Annotated in this window: 16 protein-coding genes and 1 tRNA gene; 8 read left to right on the top strand and 9 right to left on the bottom strand. The window is 71.5% G+C overall.

Annotated elements, in window-relative coordinates:
- Positions 1-83: 83 nt before the first annotated feature.
- Positions 84-157, bottom strand: a tRNA-Thr gene (locus tag ACFV2S_RS37080).
- Positions 158-339: 182 nt separating this feature from the next.
- Between ACFV2S_RS37080 and ACFV2S_RS37075 the strand changes: the two genes are divergently transcribed.
- The 3 genes from ACFV2S_RS37075 to ACFV2S_RS37065 all read left to right on the top strand — a co-directional run bounded on the left by ACFV2S_RS37075 (position 340) and on the right by ACFV2S_RS37065 (position 2,851).
- On the top strand, positions 340-1,437 hold the full coding sequence (locus ACFV2S_RS37075; protein ID WP_383801257.1) for an ABC transporter ATP-binding protein: 1,098 nt from the start codon (positions 340-342) through the stop codon (positions 1,435-1,437).
- A gap of 219 nt (positions 1,438-1,656) precedes the next feature.
- Positions 1,657-2,067: a hypothetical protein gene (locus tag ACFV2S_RS37070; protein WP_383801255.1), complete on the top strand. Its 411-nt coding sequence runs from the start codon at positions 1,657-1,659 to the stop codon at positions 2,065-2,067.
- A gap of 67 nt (positions 2,068-2,134) precedes the next feature.
- Entirely contained in the window at positions 2,135-2,851 is a 717-nt protein-coding gene (locus ACFV2S_RS37065; protein ID WP_383801252.1) for an NDP-sugar synthase, read from the top strand.
- A gap of 91 nt (positions 2,852-2,942) precedes the next feature.
- Here the strand turns inward: ACFV2S_RS37065 and ACFV2S_RS37060 are convergent, their stop codons facing one another.
- Positions 2,943-4,499 (bottom strand): DoxX family membrane protein, encoded by a 1,557-nt coding sequence (locus ACFV2S_RS37060; RefSeq protein WP_385570483.1) that lies wholly within the window; start codon positions 4,497-4,499, stop codon positions 2,943-2,945.
- A gap of 177 nt (positions 4,500-4,676) precedes the next feature.
- Here ACFV2S_RS37060 and ACFV2S_RS37055 point away from each other — a divergent pair, with 177 nt between their 5' ends.
- Together ACFV2S_RS37055 and ACFV2S_RS37050 are read left to right on the top strand one after the other, a co-directional pair.
- Positions 4,677-6,242, top strand: coding sequence for a hypothetical protein (locus tag ACFV2S_RS37055; RefSeq protein ID WP_385570479.1), 1,566 nt, complete (start codon positions 4,677-4,679; stop codon positions 6,240-6,242).
- 14 nt (positions 6,243-6,256) lie between these two features.
- Entirely contained in the window at positions 6,257-6,889 is a 633-nt protein-coding gene (locus ACFV2S_RS37050) for an NUDIX hydrolase (protein WP_385570475.1), read from the top strand.
- Between the two features lie 27 nt (positions 6,890-6,916).
- On the opposite strand, the gene rlmB is transcribed toward ACFV2S_RS37050, so the two are convergent.
- The 5 genes from rlmB to ACFV2S_RS37025 all read right to left on the bottom strand — a co-directional run bounded on the left by rlmB (position 6,917) and on the right by ACFV2S_RS37025 (position 11,475).
- Positions 6,917-7,876, bottom strand: coding sequence for a 23S rRNA (guanosine(2251)-2'-O)-methyltransferase RlmB (gene rlmB / locus ACFV2S_RS37045; RefSeq protein ID WP_385570472.1), 960 nt, complete (start codon positions 7,874-7,876; stop codon positions 6,917-6,919).
- Between the two features lie 76 nt (positions 7,877-7,952).
- Entirely contained in the window at positions 7,953-9,353 is a 1,401-nt protein-coding gene (gene cysS, locus ACFV2S_RS37040; RefSeq protein ID WP_385570469.1) for a cysteine--tRNA ligase, read from the bottom strand.
- 81 nt (positions 9,354-9,434) lie between these two features.
- Positions 9,435-9,935, bottom strand: a complete 501-nt coding sequence (gene ispF / locus ACFV2S_RS37035; RefSeq protein ID WP_385570466.1) for a 2-C-methyl-D-erythritol 2,4-cyclodiphosphate synthase — start codon at positions 9,933-9,935, stop codon at positions 9,435-9,437.
- On the bottom strand, positions 9,925-10,674 hold the full coding sequence (ispD, locus tag ACFV2S_RS37030; protein WP_383800808.1) for a 2-C-methyl-D-erythritol 4-phosphate cytidylyltransferase: 750 nt from the start codon (positions 10,672-10,674) through the stop codon (positions 9,925-9,927). Before ispD ends, ispF begins: the two co-directional genes overlap by 11 nt.
- 318 nt (positions 10,675-10,992) lie before the next feature.
- Positions 10,993-11,475, bottom strand: coding sequence for a CarD family transcriptional regulator (locus ACFV2S_RS37025; RefSeq protein WP_003953493.1), 483 nt, complete (start codon positions 11,473-11,475; stop codon positions 10,993-10,995).
- Between the two features lie 641 nt (positions 11,476-12,116).
- On the opposite strand from ACFV2S_RS37025, the gene ACFV2S_RS37020 reads away from it, so the two are divergent.
- Positions 12,117-12,749 carry a DUF461 domain-containing protein gene (locus ACFV2S_RS37020; RefSeq protein WP_385570460.1) on the top strand — a complete coding sequence of 211 codons (633 nt, stop codon included), beginning with the start codon at positions 12,117-12,119 and terminating at the stop codon, positions 12,747-12,749.
- 257 nt (positions 12,750-13,006) lie between these two features.
- On the opposite strand, the gene ACFV2S_RS37015 is transcribed toward ACFV2S_RS37020, so the two are convergent.
- Both ACFV2S_RS37015 and ACFV2S_RS37010 read right to left on the bottom strand, forming a co-directional pair.
- Positions 13,007-13,687 carry a response regulator transcription factor gene (locus ACFV2S_RS37015; protein WP_017242433.1) on the bottom strand — a complete coding sequence of 227 codons (681 nt, stop codon included), beginning with the start codon at positions 13,685-13,687 and terminating at the stop codon, positions 13,007-13,009.
- Positions 13,684-14,913, bottom strand: coding sequence for a sensor histidine kinase (locus ACFV2S_RS37010; protein ID WP_385570457.1), 1,230 nt, complete (start codon positions 14,911-14,913; stop codon positions 13,684-13,686). The genes ACFV2S_RS37015 and ACFV2S_RS37010 overlap by 4 nt, the downstream gene beginning before the upstream one ends.
- A gap of 264 nt (positions 14,914-15,177) precedes the next feature.
- Here ACFV2S_RS37010 and phoU point away from each other — a divergent pair, with 264 nt between their 5' ends.
- Positions 15,178-15,858 (top strand): phosphate signaling complex protein PhoU, encoded by a 681-nt coding sequence (gene phoU / locus ACFV2S_RS37005; protein ID WP_033203724.1) that lies wholly within the window; start codon positions 15,178-15,180, stop codon positions 15,856-15,858.
- 91 nt (positions 15,859-15,949) lie between these two features.
- Positions 15,950-16,102 carry a hypothetical protein gene (locus tag ACFV2S_RS37000; protein WP_190107204.1) on the top strand — a complete coding sequence of 51 codons (153 nt, stop codon included), beginning with the start codon at positions 15,950-15,952 and terminating at the stop codon, positions 16,100-16,102.
- Positions 16,103-16,236 lie beyond the last annotated feature (134 nt).

Genomic DNA, 16,236 nt, shown 5'->3' with positions numbered 1-16,236 from the left:
GTTTTTTGTTTATAAGAGACTGGTTATATACACTATAATTTTCGTCGGCAGCGTCTTATGTGTATAAGATACAGCCGTCACAGAGCCGCCTGTCGGAATCGAACCGACGACCTCAAGATTACAAGTCAAGCGCTCTAGCCAACTGAGCTAAGGCGGCAGCGAGTGAAGTGTAACCAACCCGGCCCCGGCGGCGGTCGGAAATCTCACGGCCCCGCGAGTGCTGACAGATCGGGCACCGGAAGGTAGCGTCACCTCCAGTTCACCCAGGTGGACTAGACCTCAATCCTTCCTTTACTCGGATCGTCCGGCACGTTCCTGCCGGTGAAGGGACACATCACCATGGCTTCCGTCACGTTCGACAAGGCCACCCGGGTCTACCCGGGTGCCACCAAGCCCTCCGTCGACCAGCTCGACATCGAGATCGCGGACGGCGAGTTCCTCGTCCTCGTCGGCCCCTCCGGCTGCGGCAAGTCGACCTCCCTGCGCATGCTCGCGGGTCTGGAGGACGTCAACGCCGGCTCCATCCGCATCGGCGACCGCGACGTCACGCACCTGCCGCCGAAGGACCGGGACATCGCGATGGTGTTCCAGAACTACGCGCTGTACCCGCACATGACCGTCGCCGACAACATGGGCTTCGCCCTGAAGATCGCCGGCGTGAACAAGTCCGAGATCCGCGCCAAGGTCGAAGAGGCCGCGAAGATCCTCGACCTCACCGAGTACCTGGACCGCAAGCCGAAGGCGCTCTCCGGCGGTCAGCGCCAGCGCGTCGCGATGGGCCGCGCCATCGTCCGCGAGCCGCAGGTCTTCCTCATGGACGAGCCGCTGTCGAACCTCGACGCCAAGCTCCGCGTCTCGACCCGTACGCAGATCGCGGGCCTCCAGCGCCGCCTGGGCATCACCACGGTCTACGTCACGCACGACCAGACCGAGGCCCTCACCATGGGCGACCGCGTCGCCGTCCTCAAGGACGGTCTGCTCCAGCAGGTCGACTCGCCGCGCAACATGTACGACAAGCCCGCCAACCTCTTCGTCGCCGGCTTCATCGGCTCCCCGGCCATGAACCTGATCGAGGTCCCGATCGTCGACGGCGGCGTGAAGTTCGGCAGCAGCGTCGTCCCGGTGACCCGTGACGCCATCGCGGCCGCCTCCGCCGCCGGCGACACCACCGTGACCGTCGGCGTCCGCCCCGAGCACTTCGACGTGCAGAGCGCGACCTCGAAGGACGGCCTGGCCGTCACGGTCAACGTCGTCGAGGAGCTCGGCTCCGACGGCTTCGTGTACGGCGCCACCCGCGTCGGCGGCGAGGACAAGGACCTGGTGGTCCGCGTCGGCGGCCGTGACGTGCCCGCCAAGGGCTCCACGCTGCACGTCGTGCCGCGCGCCGACGAGCTGCACGTCTTCTCGACCTCGACGGGCGCCCGCCTCAGCGACTGACACCGCCCCCCGAGCACAGCCGTACGGCCCCGCGTCTCTTGCAGACGCGGGGCCGTTCGTTTAAACGGGCGAACAACGGGCCAACCCCGCAAAACCCCGGCATACGGGGCCCCGTCCGGGCCCCGGCGTCAACACGGGATTCGAAAAGCCGCCTCGAACCATCCCCCGCGAGAGTGACTAAATGTCGCCATATCACTACCGGCCGCTACGCTCGCCTGCGTGACGCACACTGCCCGCCGAATCGGCCGCTCTCTCGCCCTCGTCCTGCCCGTCGTCCTGGTGCTCTCGGGAACGCTCGCGGTGTCCGCCGTTCCGTGGGCCGGCCAGGACTCCGGGACCCAGCTGACGGCGTCCTCCACGGAGGTCTCCGTCCGGGCCAAGTCCCGTGCCCCCCAGGATATTCTCCGCGACCAGCTCCTCGCCGAGCTTCAGGAGAAGGACCCCGGCACGGCCCTCACCCACCTCCAGCGCGAGGTGGAGAACCGGCCCTCCCTGGCCAAGCACTGCTTCTCCATCGCCCGCGCCCTCGGCCGCGCCGCCGTCGAGCAGTACGGGCCCTCCCGCGCCCAGTCCTTCTCCCGTCCGGTCTGCGACACGTCGTACGCGACCGGCGTGATGCGGGCGAGCTGACCGATCGCCGGGGGAAGGGCCGCGAGCTGAACGCCCCGCCGCATACCGGGCGCCTATCGTTCCCCGTATGCACACCACTCCGACGCAGGCCGTGGTCCTGGCGGGCGGCCAGGGCTCACGGCTCCGCCCGTACACCGACGACCGCCCCAAGCCGATGGTCGAGATCCCGGGCACCGGGACCCCGATCATCGGCCATCAGCTTTCCTGGCTGGCCGCCGAGGGCGTGACCGACGCCGTCGTCTCCTGCGGACACCTCGCCGAGGTGCTCCAGGAGTGGCTCGACTCCGCGAACCTGCCCCTGAAGGTGACCACGGTGGTCGAGAGCGAGCCCCTGGGCCGCGGCGGCGGCCTCAAGTACGCCGCCGCGCACCTGCCCGCCCCGGACCAGCCCTGGTACGCCACCAACGGCGACATCTGGACCCGCTTCTCGCTGCGCGAGATGGCCGCCTTCCACGCCGAGCGGGACGCCCTCGCGACGCTCGCCCTGGCCCGCCCCCGGATCCCGTGGGGCGCCGTCGAGACCGACACCTTCGGGCACATCACCGACTTCATCGAGGCGCCGCCCTCGCCGTTCCTGATCAACGCGGGCGTGTACGTCTTCTCCGCGGACTTCACGGAGCTCCTCCCCGACCTCGGCGACCACGAGCGGACCACCTTCCCCCGGCTCGCCCGCGAGCGGCGCCTGGCGGGCTTCCCGCTGCCCCAGGGCGCGTACTGGAGGGCCATCGACACCGCCAAGGACCTGACGGAGGCCGCCAAGGAGCTGGCCGCCCAGAAGGCCTGACGGGCGGGCGCACGAGAAGGGCGGCACCCCGCCCGTACGAGAAGGGCGGCACCGCCGGAGAAGCGGTGCCGCCCTTTCCCGTGCCCGTGGATCAGCCGAGCAGGCCGCCGATCGGGTTCCGCGCGCCGCCCGACGTCGAGCCGCCGCTCTCCGGCGGGGTGCTGGTGGATCCGGACGAACCGTCGCCCGACGTGCCGCCGCTGGTGCTCGGCGTGTCGCTCGTGGACGGCGGGGGCGCCGGCTTCGACTGCGTGGGCGTACGGCTGCCGCCGCCGCCGGTGCTCGTGCCCTGGGTGGCCGTCGGCCGCTGCTCCTGGGTCCGGGTGGACTCGCGGGTCGTCTCGGTGGGCCGGGCGGCCTCCTTCGTCTCCTCGCGCCGCGCGGGCGGCTCGGTGGTCGCGGCGGCGGGCTCGGGCGCGGTCGAGGCGGCCTTCGAGGGCGCCTGGCGGGTCGGCTCCTGCGGCAGCGGCCGGCCGGGGAGGTGGTTGATCGGGTCGTCGTTGGGGCCCGGGACGGTGACCATCTCGGTGGACCGGACGGCGCCGCCGAGGACCGAGCCGACGAGGAGGGTGAGGCCGACGACGACCGCGGCGAGGAGGGTGCTGCGGCGGGTGACGCGGCGGCGGAGGTCCCAGAGCTCGGCGCGGGGCCCGAGGGTGCGCCAGGCCTCCCCGGCGAGACGGCCGTCGAGGGAGTAGACCGGGGCGCCGGCGATGATCAGCGGGGACCAGGCGGCGAGGTAGATGATGTCGGCGGAGTCGTAGACCGGGACCGTCTTCCAGCTGACGGTCAGGAGCAGGGCGGCGGACAGCAGGCCGCCGACGACGGCCGCCACGCGCTGCCAGAGTCCGAGGACGGTGAGGACGCCGACGACGACCTGGAGGAAGGCGACGGTGAGTCCGGCGCCGACGGGGTGCTGGAGGGCGAAGTCGCGCAGCGGTTCGGCGAGGCCCCAGGGGTGCAGGGAGTTGAGCCACTTCACCATGGAGCCGCGCTCCCCGCCGTCGAAGTAGACGGGGTCGCAGAGCTTGCCCATGCCCGCGTAGATGGAGATGAAGCCGAGGAAGACGCGCAGCGGGAGGAGGACGACGCCGAGGTTCATGCGGCGGCCGGGGTAGTAGGCGTGCCGGACGCTGTCCTGTCCGTGCCGCTGCGCGGCGCGGCCCTGCGGTTCGTCGTCCCCGTACGGCTCGTCCGGCTCCGGCCGCAGGTCGTACAGCTCGTCGTAGGCGCCCTCGGCGCGGCGCATCGGCGGCAGCAGGGGCGGCGGGGCCTCACCGGGCACCGCGGGGTGCGCCATGGTGGTGTCGATGCGCGGGATGGCCTGGGTGTCGCCGACGCCGTGGCCGCCGTGGCCGACGGGTTCCAGCGTGGAGACGGAGGACTCGCGCACGGCCTGCAGGAGACCGGTCGCGCCCGGCGAGGACTTCCCGGTCCACACGACGGGCCGACGGCGCGGGCCGCCCGCCCCCACTCCGGACAGGGCGGCGGTACGGGCCGCGAACTTCGGCTGCGGGGCCGGCGCGAGCCGCACACGGAAGCTGGCGTGGTTCACGATCACCTGGGCGGGATCGGAATCCACCTTGACCATGCTCAGCGCGGGCTGATCGTCGAACCCCGGCCGGGGCGTTCTGGTGTCCACACTCATCTAACCGAGTGACGCGCGGTTAGGACACTGCTTTGACAGTTGCCAAATGTCCGAGACCCGTCAAGATCACCGCGGTCGGGCGGGGCGGCCCCCGTGGAACCGTTGTTCGCTGGCGACCCGTCAGTTTACTTTGAGTTACGCGCGATACGCGCGATGCGAGTCGAGGGGAGCGACAGCATGACCAGTCCCGTCCAGGACGGTCCGGACGACGACACCCAGCCGGAGGCGGAGGGTCGGATTCCGAACCAGCGGACCCCGGAACCGGCCCGAAGGGCCAACCAGCTCGTCTTCTCGGACCTGACCCACTACCCCGTCGTCGCCCAGGCGCTCGACAACCAGTGGCTGCCGGCGGACCTCGCCGAGGGCCGCCAGGAGAGGAACGCCCCGCGGCGGACGCCCGGCGCCGTCGCCGCCACCTCCGCCGAACTGCGCCGGGCCCTCGTCAACAGCGGGACCCTGGTGGTCAACCGCGCGTTCTTCCTCAACAACGAGGCCCTGTACGGGAACTTCGGCCCCCACGCCGACCCGGACGAGCGCACCGCGTTCGCCCGCCTCCTGCACGACCGGGCCGTGGTCCCGTACCTCTTCATGGAGCGGGACGGGACGGAGGAGTTCGCCTTCGCGCACGACCAGGCCGCCGGGTACGCCTGGCGCCGCCTCATCACGGAGGAGTCCGACCCGGCGTTCGTCCGGCTCGACTGGGACGAGGACGCGAACCGGGCCGGCGCCGAGCGCATCAGCAGGCGCTTCACCCGGCTGATGCCGGGACTGAAGTGGCTGAACCCCGAGGAACTCGCGATGGACCTCGGGATCCCGCGGGAACTGGCCGAGGCGATGAAGACGGGCATCCTCCAGGACGTCGGCCGCTGGGCGTCCGACCAGGACCCCTCCCTCCCCATCACCCGGAACGCGGTCTACAAGGAGTTCCTGACGCGACCGGGCACCGACCCGTACCTGAACCTGCTGCGGGACGGCGCCGACATCGTCCCGGCGAAGCAGCTGATCGACCTCATGTACAACCTGGGCATACCCGACGCCAGCGGGCTCGTCGCCCTGACACCGCCCGGGTCGCCGCCCCGCCGCGCGCTCCAGGAGGACGTCTCGCCGCAGGCGCGGGCACAGGACCCGGAGGCCGTCGGCCTGCTGATCCGGAACCTGGTCGCCGACTCCCTGCACCGGTCGGTCGACGGCCCCAACTCGTACGCCGGCCTCACGCTCGCCGACGTCGTCGCCCTGCGCGAGACCGGCGAGTGGCGGACGTACATCACCTCCCTGGACACGTTCCTGCACGACAGCTTCCGGGGCGGACGCATCCCGGACGGCGACGAGTTCACGGACCGGACGGCCACGATCGCCCGGGACCACGCCCGGATGCTGCGGACGGCACGCCGGGCCGGACGCTCGCGCGAGGGCCTCACCCGGGAGATCTCCACGGTCCTCGTGCTGGAGTCCGGCGGCGTCGCGGTCCAGATCGCGAGCGGTGAACCGGTCACCGTGGTGCAGGGCGCCATCGGGATGCTGACGGCGGTGGGCGGCGCGCTGAGCGTCCGTCTGGAGTTCTGGGACAAGGCCGCCCGGACCCGCCGCGCCGGCCTCGGGCACTCCCTGACATTGCCGACGCTGCGGCTGGGCAACCTGAAGAAGGACTGGGCGACCATCCAGGCCGTGTCCGGCGTCGAGTTCGTCGGGAGCACGCGGTCGCCGCACGGCATCCAGGCCGATCAGCAGGCCCGGGACGACTAGGAGGAGCGAGACCCATGAGTGGCGAACCGGTACGACGGTATGAACAGCTGCGCGCCGAGCGGCCCGCGCTGTTCCGCAACGAGCCGGGCGGGATCGAGATCCTGACGGAACCGGAAGCCGTCGAGGCCGCCGGCGGGGTGGTCTACCAGGACCCGTACGTGCTCCTCGTACGGGACGCGGTCCGCTTCCCCGGCGGCCGCACCGGTGCGTACATCCGCTCGGTGAGCGCCACCGCCGAGCAGGGGTGCGTCGTGCTGCCGTTCCTCGGCGACCGGGTCGTGCTGGTCGAGCACTTCCGGCACGCGACCCGGTCCTGGCACTGGGAGGTGCCCCGCGGATTCGGCACGGCGGGGCTCTCGGACGCGGCGAACGCCGCGAAGGAGCTCCAGGAGGAGATCGGCGCGACGGTCCGGGAGCTGGTCCCGCTCGGCGCGGTGCACCCCGATTCGGGCATCACCGGCGACCGGGTGCTGCTCTTCGCCGCCCGGATCGACGCGGTGGGGCGCCTGGAGACCGGCGCGGGCATCCGCGGCTCGCTGGCCGTGCCGTTCGCGGAGGCCGAGGCCATGATCGCCGACGGGCGGATCACGGACGGCTTCACCATCGCCGTGATGACCCGCGCCCGCCTGGCAGGCCTGACGGCCTGAGGCGGGCGCGGGGACGACGGTACGGGCTCAGCCCCGGCGGCGGCGGGACGCCTCGTAGAGGACGACACCGGCGGCGACGCCGGCGTTGAGCGACTCGGCGCCGCCCGGCATCGGGATGCGGACGAGGTAGTCGCAGGTCTCGCCGACGAGGCGCGACAGGCCCTTGCCCTCGGAGCCGACGACGATGACGACCGGGCCGCCGAGCGCCTCCAGGTCCTGCACCTCGTGCGTGCCCTCGGCGGCCAGGCCGACGACGGCGATCCCGGCCTTCTTGTACTCCTGCAGCGCGCGGGTCAGGTTGGTGACCCGGGCGACCGGGGTGCGCGCCGCGGTGCCGGCGGAGGTCTTCCAGGCACCGGCGGTCATGCCGGCCGCGCGGCGCTCGGGGATGACCACGCCGTGGCCCGCGAAGGCGGACACGGAGCGGACGATCGCACCGAGGTTGCGCGGGTCGGTGACGCCGTCGAGGGCGACGATCAGCGGGTCCTCGTGGTCGTCGTAGGCGGCCGCCGCGAGGTCCTCGGGGTGCGCGTACTCGTACGGCGGGACCTGCAGGACCAGACCCTGGTGGTTCAGCCCGTTGGTCATGCGGTCGAGCTCGGGCCGCGGGGCTTCCATCAGGTTGATGTTGCCGCGCGCGCCGGCGAGCTGGAGGGCCTCGCGCACGCGCTCGTCGTTGTCGATGAACTGCTGCACGTACAGCGTGGTCGCGGGCACGCCGTCGCGCAGCGCCTCGAAGACCGGGTTGCGGCCGACGACCATCTCGCTGGCGCCCTTGGGGCCGCCGCGGCGGGGCGCGGGGCGGCGCTTGGCCGCCTGCCGGGCCATCGCGTTCGAGACGCGGTACGCCTTGTGGCCCTTGCGGTCCTCGGCCTTGGGGGTCGGGCCCTTGCCTTCGAGGCCCTTGCGCCGCTGGCCACCGCTGCCGACCGTCGCACCCTTCTTGTTCGACGTGCGACGGTTCCTGCGCTGGCTGTTCCCGGCCATGACTACCTGTTTCCTCTGCTGACGTACAAAGTCTGTAACTGAAGTGTGCCGCCCGGAGTCCCGAGCGGCACGTCTTCTAACGGTTGCCCAGCGTCCAGCGGGGGCCGTCGGGGCTGTCCTCGATGGCGAGGCCGGACTGACTCAGCTGGTCGCGGATCGCGTCCGCGGTCGCCCAGTCCTTGCGCTCGCGCGCCGACTCCCGCTGCTGGAGCACGAGCCGTACGAGGGTGTCGACGACGCCGTGGAGCTCCTCGCCGCCACCGGTCTCCTCGGCCCAGTGCGGGTCGAGGGGGTCCAGGCCGAGGACGCCGAGCATGGCGCGGACCTCGGCGAGGCGGGCGATGGCCTCGTCCTTGTCGTCCGCGGCGAGGGCGCTGTTGCCCTGGCGGACGGTGGTGTGGATGATCGCCAGCGCGTGCGGCACGCCCAGGTCGTCGTCCATGGCCTCGGCGAAGGCCGGCGGCACCTCGGCGGCGGGGGCGACGGTCGTCCCGGCCTTCTCGGTGGCGCGCTGGACGAAGCCCTCGATGCGGGCGAACGCCGACTCGGCCTCGCGCAGGGACTCCTCGCTGTACTCGATCATCGACCGGTAGTGCGGGGTGCCCAGGTAGTAGCGCAGGACGATGGGGCGCCAGTTCTTCACCATCTCGGAGACGAGGACGCTGTTGCCCAGCGACTTCGACATCTTCTCGCCGCTCATGGTGACCCAGGCGTTGTGCACCCAGTACCGCGCGAACTCGTCGCCGAAGGCCTTGGCCTGGGCGATCTCGTTCTCGTGGTGCGGGAAGATCAGGTCGAGGCCGCCGCCGTGGATGTCGAAGGCGGAGCCCAGGTACTTGTGGGCCATCGCCGAGCACTCCAGGTGCCAGCCGGGACGGCCGCGGCCCCACGGGGTCTCCCAGTCGGGCTCGCCCGGCTTGGTCGCCTTCCACATGGCGAAGTCGCGCGGGTCGCGCTTGCCGGTGATGCCGTCCTCGGAGGGCTGGCGGAGGTCGTCGATGTCCTGGTTGGACAGCTCCAGGTACCCCGGGAAGGAGCGCACGTCGAAGTAGACGCTGCCGTCCGCCTCGTAGGCGTGGCCGCGCTCGATCAGACCCCGCATCATCTCGATCATCTCGGGGACGTGACCGGTGGCGCGGGGCTCGTAGCTCGGCGGGAGGCAGCCGAGCGCCTCGTAACCGGCGTTGAACGCACGCTCGTTCTCGAAGCCGATGGACCACCAGGGGCGGCCCTGCTCGGCGCCCTTCCTGATGATCTTGTCGTCGATGTCGGTGACGTTGCGGATGAACGTGACGTCGTAGCCGCGGTACGCGAACCAGCGGCGCATGATGTCGAAGTTCAGCCCCGACCGGATGTGACCGATGTGCGGGGCCGCCTGGACGGTGGCACCACAGAGGTAGATCGAGACGCAGCCCGGCGTGAGCGGGGTGAAGTCACGGATCTGCCGGGCGCTGGTGTCGTACAGGCGAATAGTCACCACTCCAGGGTAGTGGGCGTGTGGTAGTGCCCCGCGACCTGATCGGGGTCACCGATGACGTTTTTCACCGCGCCCGGCGCACTACGGCGTGCCGACGGGGTACACGAGCGCGGTCGCGAGGGCGGCGAGACCCTCGGCCCGGCCGGTGAGGCCGAGTCCGTCCGTCGTGGTGCCGGAGACCGAGACGGGGGCGCCCGCCGCTGCGCCGAGCGCCTTCTGCGCCTCCTCGCGCCGCTTGCCGACCTTGGGGCGGACGCCGACGACCTGGACGGCGATGTTGCCGATCTCGTACCCCTCGGCGCGGACGATCCGGGCGGCCTCGGCGAGCAGGGTGACGCCGGAGGCGCCGGACCACTCGGGGCGCGAGGTGCCGAAGTGGGCGCCGAGGTCGCCGATCCCGGCGGCGGAGAAGAGCGCGTCGCACGCGGCGTGGGCCGCGACGTCACCGTCGGAGTGCCCGGCGAGGCCGTACTCCTCGCCCTCCCAGAGGAGGCCCGCGCACCAGAGTTCGCGGCCCTTCTCGAAGGCGTGGACGTCCGTGCCGATGCCGGTACGGGGAAGGACGGGTCGGTCAGAAGCCATCGTTGGCCCTCCTGCGGGCGAGTACGGCCTCGGCGAGGACGAGGTCGAGGGGGCGGGTCACCTTGAACGCCTCTTCGTGGCCGGGCACGACGACGACGGGCGCACCGAGCCGCTCGACCATGCCGGCGTCGTCGGTGGCGCCGTCACCGGTGAGGGCGATGGTGGCGTGGGCGTCGACCAGGGTGTCGTGGTCGAAGCCCTGCGGGGTCTGGACGGCGCGGAGGCGGGCGCGGACCGGGGTCGCGACGACCTGCTCGGGGTCGCCCGGCCTCCCGGCCGGCTCGACCTCCTTGACCGTGTCGGCGACGGGCAGCGCGGGCACGACGGCGACGGCCCCGTCCCGTACGGCCTCGATGACGGCGTCCACGGTGTCGACGGGCACCAGGGGGCGGGCCGCGTCGTGGACGAGGACCGTGGTGATGCCCTCGGGGAGCGCCTTGAGGCCGAGGTGGACCGACTCCTGGCGGGTGTCGCCGCCGGGGACGACGAGGTAGTCGGTCCGCTCGGGCAGGGCGTGGGCGTCGAGGAGGTTCTTGACCTCGGCCGCACCGTCGGAGGGCGCGACGACCACGACGAGCGAGACCGCGCGGGAGGCGGCCATCGCGCGGACGGCGTGGATCAGCATGGGGGTGCCGTTCAGCGCGCGGAGCGCCTTCGGGGCGCCCGGACCGAGGCGCACGCCCCGTCCGGCGGCCGGGATCACCACGGCGGTACGACGGGGACGCACTTCGTCTGACATCGGTTGCACTCCGGCAGGTTTGTTTCCGCGGCCGACATGGGTATGGCCTCACCGTGCCGGACGCACCGCCTTGACCGGGCCCTTTCCGTGACGACGGTCGAGGCGTGGCCGCGTGGGCACAGGGGTTCGGGTGGAGAGAAGTTCAGGGGGTGCGGGTTACTTCAGCGGTGCGGCGCGGTGTATTCCGGTGCGACCGCACGCATACGCTCCGCGAACGTACGCGGATATGCCGCAGCGCCCGACGACAGCACTGTGTGGATCACAGCACGCCAGCGGGCACCGCGGCATCGCTTCACTGCTTCACTTGGGCAACGCGGCTCAGGACGCGAGGACCTCGTCGAGGAGGGCCTCGGCCTTGTCCTCGTTCGTGTTCTCCGCGAGAGCCAGCTCGCTCACCAGGATCTGGCGAGCCTTGGCGAGCATGCGCTTCTCACCTGCGGAGAGTCCGCGCTCGCGCTCACGACGCCACAGGTCACGCACCACTTCGGCGACCTTGATGACATCGCCGGAGGCGAGCTTCTCGAGATTTGCCTTGTAGCGACGGGACCAGTTCGTCGGCTCTTCGGCGTACGGCGCGCGCAGCACCTCGAAGACCCGGTCCAGCCCGTCCTGACCGACCACGTCGCGAACACCGACGAACTCCGCATTGTCCGCCGGCACACGAACCGTCAGGTCGCCCTGCGCGACCTTGAGCACCAAGTAGGTCTTGTCCACGCCTTTGATCTGGCGAGTTTCGATGGCCTCGATCAGCGCGGCCCCGTGATGGGGATAGACCACGGTGTCGCCAACCTTGAACGTCATGTGACAGGTACCCCTTCCGTGGCTATCCAGGGTAACACGGATTCGGCTTCTTCTGAATGACGTTTTCGCAGGTCAGGGCATATCTCGGGGCTTGACAACGGTGACACGGACGTGCTGCGGAGGGCCTCCGGAGGGCGGTATTCGCAGGTCGGAGCGGCTGCGTGGACGGAGAGAAACGCGCACGTTACACGTACCAGGGGCGCCTCCAGGGAGGGATGATGTCCCGTTTTGTCTGGTTCGGAGCAGCCTTCTCCGCCTACTCCGTTCGAGGATCGACCACACGCGCGGATGCATGTCGGGGTGATTCCCGGAATTGATCAGTGGACATCAACCGACACCGGAGCGGGATTTTCCGCGGGGGCGGCTCCGAGGAATGCGGCGACGCCTTCGAATTGATCAAGGCGGTTATGTGAACAACAGGTCAATGGGTCGTGATCCGGCCACGCGGGTCGCCGGGCGGCGGGCGACGGAAGCGCACCCGGCGGGCACCCCGTGGGCGTACCCGGGGACGGCTGTGACCGGTTAGGGGCGGGTCGGGTGCGGGACGCGGAGTGAGGCTCGGTAACCTAAGCGCGCTGACACACCTTTAGCTGTCCCTTAGTTCCCACGCCCGTCCGTACGTCCTAGGAGATGCCGCCGCCGTGAGCCGCAGCCTTCGACGCGGCGCCCTCGCCGCCACCGCCATCGTGTTCTCCGTCGCCGCGCTCTCCGCCTGTGGCGCCGGCAACGACGCGCAGACGCTCGAGATCCGGCCCGACAACGCCGCCGTCACCGTGGACGACGTCAAGATCCAGAACGCGCTGGTCATCACCCAGCCCGAGCCCGGTGTCAAGGGTCCGGCCGTCGTCTCGGCCACCGTCTTCAACAACGGCGGCCTGCCGCAGACCATCGACGCGATCCGCCTGCCCGGCAGCGCCTCCCTCGTGAAGCTCCAGGCGGCCGACGGCTCCGGCCGGATCGTCGTCCCCGCCCACGGCTCCGTCGTCATCGGCGGCGCGGGCAACGCCTCCGCCGTGATCGAGAACGGCGCCTCGTCCACCCGTGACGGCGACGCGCAGAAGGTCGTCTTCAAGCTGAGCAGGACCGGCGACGTCGCCCTGAACGCGTTCGTCGTCCCGGCGAAGAGCTACTTCAAGGACTACGGCCCGACCGTCGTCCCGGCCCCCCCGGCCGCCCCGGAGACCACGCCGAGCGCCACCGCGTCCCCCTCGGGCGACGCCGGGCACGGCGCGGAGACCCCGGCCACGGGCGAGACGACGCCGGCCGGCCACTGACGGCAGCACGCGATACGCCGAAGGGGCGCCCCCCGCGGGGGCGCCCCTTCGGCGTATGCGCGCGGTACGTACGGATCCGGTCTACGGCTCGAACTTGTAGCCCAGGCCCCGGACCGTCACCAGGTAGCGCGGCGCGCCCGGGTCGGGTTCGAGCAACACGGCCCGACGCGCCCCTCGCGCCGCGCGGCCCCAGGGGGCCCCACGGGCTTCGGGACGCTGCGCCGGACTCCGCCCGGCGTCCCCGCGACAGGTCCGGTCTACGGCTCGAACTTGTAGCCCAGGCCCCGGACCGTCACCAGGTAGCGCGGCGCGCCCGGGTCGGGTTCGATCTTCGCGCGGAGGCGCTTGACGTGGACGTCGAGGGTCTTGGTGTCGCCGACGTAGTCCGCGCCCCAGACCCGGTCGATGAGCTGCATCCGGGTCAGCACGCGGCCCGCGTTGCGCAGCAGCATCTCCAGGAGGTCGAACTCCTTCAGCGGCAGGTCGACCTTGCCGCCCGAGACCGTCACCACGTGACGGTCGACGTCCATGCGGACCGGGCCGGCCTCCAGGGCCGCCGGGGTGACCTCCTCCGGCTCCCCGCGGCGCCGCAGCACCGCGCGGATGCGGGCGACCAGCTCGCGTGAGGAGAAGGGCTTGGTCACGTAGTCGTCGGCTCCTATCTCCAGGCCGACGACCTTGTCGATCTCGCTGTCCTTGGCGGTCACCATGATCACCGGGACGTTCGAGCGGCCGCGCAGCTGGCGGCACACCTCGGTACCGGGCAGGCCCGGAAGCATCAGGTCGAGGAGGACGAGGTCGGCTCCGTTGCGCTCGAACTCGTCGAGGCCGTCGGGCCCGGTCGCCGCGACGGCGACCTCGAAGCCCTCCTTGCGGAGCATGTACGACAGGGCGTCGCTGAAGGATTCCTCATCCTCGACGACGAGCACTCGGGTCACGGAAGGACCTCCGGGGCGGGAAGCGGTTCGGTCATGAGATCTGGGGTGGGGGAAGAGGCGGGCCGGCGGTCCCGTACGGCGCCCGCCTCGGGCAGCCGCAGGGTGAAGGTGGAGCCCTGGCCCTCGGTGCTCCAGACGGTGACCTCGCCACCGTGCGAGGCGGCCACGTGCTTGACGATGGCCAGGCCGAGACCCGTACCGCCGGTGGCACGGGAGCGGGCCGGGTCGACCCGGTAGAAGCGCTCGAAGATCCGCTCGCGGTCCTTCTCCGAGATGCCGATGCCCTGGTCGGTCACGGCTATCTCGATCAGGTCCCCGCCGGGCGCGGCGATGTGGCGGGCGGCGATGCCCACCCGCGTACGGGCCGGTGAGTAGTTGACGGCGTTCTCGACGAGGTTGCCGAGGGCCGCCGCGAGCTGGCCCCTGCTGCCCCAGACGTAGAGGTCGGCGGCGCCGCCGGAGACCATGGTGATCTGCTTGGTGGAGGCGGGCTGGCGGGAGCGGTCGATCGCCTCGGCGACGAGCTCGTCCACGGACACCGGCTCGGAGTCCTCCAGCGGGTCGTCGTTCTGGACGCGGGAGAGGTCGATGAGCTCCTGTACGAGGTTGGTCAGGCGGGTCGCCTCGATCTGCATCCGGCCGGCGAAGCGGGTGACCGCCTCGGGGTCGTCCGAGGCGTCCATGACGGCCTCGGAGAGCAGGGAGAGCGCGCCCGTCGGGGTCTTGAGCTCATGGCTCACGTTGGCGACGAAGTCGCGCCGTACCGCCTCGATGCGACGGGCCTCGGTGAGGTCCTCGACCAGGAGCAGCACGAGTCGCGAGCCCAGCGGGGCGACCCGGGCGGAGACGGCGAGGGCCTCGCCGCGTCCGGTGCCGCGCCGGGCCAGGTCCAGCTCGACCTGCCGTATCTCCCCGTCGCGGCGGGTGTCGCGGGCCATGTTGAGCATGGGTTCGACGGCGAGTTTGCCGCCGCGGACCAGGCCGAGGGCGTACGCCGCCGAGCTGGCCTTCACCACGGAGTCGCTCTCGTCGAGAACGACCGCGGAGGAGCGCAGCACGGACAGCACGGTGTCGACGCCGGGCGGGAGCACGGCGTCGGTGTGCAGTGAGGTACGGGTGGGTCGCGCCTGGTCGCGTTCGCTCCAGCGGAACGCCAGCATGGCGATCACGCCGGTGCACACGCCGGCGATCGCTGCCAATGCGGCGACCGCCGCGTTCACGTCCATGGCTCCAAGGTTATGCGGGGTCGCCGACACTCTCCCAGCCGTCCGAGTGGCTCCTCGAACAGTCGTCGCCCAGAGTTCACCGTGGAGACGCGGGTGGTTCATTTGCCCTGGCGGCCGCGGTGGCGCGTGTCGCCCAGAGTTCACCTGGGGGAAAGTGCCGGTTCACATCAGGGGGTGGAACCGGACGCACAGGGGGCCGAACGTGGGAGCGTGGGGGTCCGAAGCCCCACCCGGACCCCGGAGCTTTGCGTAGAGAGGGACACCATGCGGGACGCGTACCACGAGGAACTGGACTCGATCGGCGAGAGCCTGGTCGAGATGGCCCGGCTCGTCGGGTCGGCGATCGGGCGCGCCACGACGGCCATGCTCGACGCGGATCTCAAGCTCGCGGAGAGCGTGATCGCGGCGGACCAGAAGGTCGACGACCTCCAGCACGACCTGGAGGCGCGGGCGATAGCGCTGCTCGCCCGGCAGCAGCCGGTGGCGACGGACCTGCGGATCGTGGTGACCTCGCTGCGGATGAGCGCCGACCTGGAGCGCTCCGGCGACCTGGCGCAGCACGTGGCGAAGCTGGCGCGGCTGCGCTTCCCCGACACGGCGGTGCCGCGGGACCTGCACGCGACCATCCTGGAGATGGGCCAGCTGGCGCAGCGCCTGATGGCGAAGGCGGCGGAGGTCATCATCACGAAGGACGTCGACCTGGCGCTCCAGCTGGAGCAGGACGACGACGAGATGGACCTGCTGCACCGGACGCTCTTCCAGCACCTGATGGACGACCGCTGGAAGCACGGCATCGAGACGGCCGTGGACGTGACGCTGCTCGGCCGGTACTACGAGCGGTTCGCGGACCACGCGGTGTCGGTGGCGAAGCGCGTCGTGTACCTGGTGACGGGTGAGCACGCGGACGAGCTGCAGGCCGCGGACGCGCCGGTGGAGGGCGCGTAGGCGCACGGGCGCCGGTGCGCCGTTGATGCGCCGGTCCGAGTGGGCATGCAATGGGGGGAGGCGAAGCTCGCCTCGAAAGGGAGGGACCCTCATGGCCGAATCCCCCATGACGACCGAATCCGGGGCGGAGGCGCCGCGCGAGGCGGTGTTCCTGCCCGTGCTCGGCGCCTGCGGCTGCGGCTCGGGCTGCGGCTGCGGCTGCCAGTCGGGCTCCCCGTGCCAGTGCGGGGGCTGCTCCGGCTGACCGGCGCGTGAGCAGGGGTGGGGGGGGGGGGCGCCCCCCCCCCCCCCCCCCCCCCCCCCACCACCCGGGGGGGGGGGGGGGTGTGGGGGGGGGGTGTGGGGGGGGGGGGGTGGAGAGACCCCACGCGCGACAGC

Source organism: Streptomyces sp. NPDC059695 (assembly GCF_042733785.1).
Lineage (GTDB): Bacteria > Actinomycetota > Actinomycetes > Streptomycetales > Streptomycetaceae > Streptomyces.
Note: the sequence above shows the minus strand (reverse complement) of the source record. Positions and strands in the feature narration are given on the sequence as shown.

Bases quoted from the DNA above. Each gene is read 5' to 3' on its own strand.
- ACFV2S_RS37050 (WP_385570475.1), top strand. From the start codon at position 6,257: ATGAGTGGCGAACCGGTACGACGGTATGAACAGCTGCGCGCCGAGCGG.
- ispF (WP_385570466.1), bottom strand. From the start codon at position 9,935: ATGGCTTCTGACCGACCCGTCCTTCCCCGTACCGGCATCGGCACGGAC.
- ACFV2S_RS37010 (WP_385570457.1), bottom strand. From the start codon at position 14,913: ATGGACGTGAACGCGGCGGTCGCCGCATTGGCAGCGATCGCCGGCGTG.
- rlmB (WP_385570472.1), bottom strand. From the start codon at position 7,876: ATGGCCGGGAACAGCCAGCGCAGGAACCGTCGCACGTCGAACAAGAAG.
- ACFV2S_RS37000 (WP_190107204.1), top strand. From the start codon at position 15,950: ATGGCCGAATCCCCCATGACGACCGAATCCGGGGCGGAGGCGCCGCGC.
- ispD (WP_383800808.1), bottom strand. From the start codon at position 10,674: ATGTCAGACGAAGTGCGTCCCCGTCGTACCGCCGTGGTGATCCCGGCC.
- ACFV2S_RS37065 (WP_383801252.1), top strand. From the start codon at position 2,135: ATGCACACCACTCCGACGCAGGCCGTGGTCCTGGCGGGCGGCCAGGGC.
- ACFV2S_RS37075 (WP_383801257.1), top strand. From the start codon at position 340: ATGGCTTCCGTCACGTTCGACAAGGCCACCCGGGTCTACCCGGGTGCC.
- ACFV2S_RS37055 (WP_385570479.1), top strand. From the start codon at position 4,677: ATGACCAGTCCCGTCCAGGACGGTCCGGACGACGACACCCAGCCGGAG.
- ACFV2S_RS37025 (WP_003953493.1), bottom strand. From the start codon at position 11,475: ATGACGTTCAAGGTTGGCGACACCGTGGTCTATCCCCATCACGGGGCC.
- ACFV2S_RS37060 (WP_385570483.1), bottom strand. From the start codon at position 4,499: ATGAGTGTGGACACCAGAACGCCCCGGCCGGGGTTCGACGATCAGCCC.
- phoU (WP_033203724.1), top strand. From the start codon at position 15,178: ATGCGGGACGCGTACCACGAGGAACTGGACTCGATCGGCGAGAGCCTG.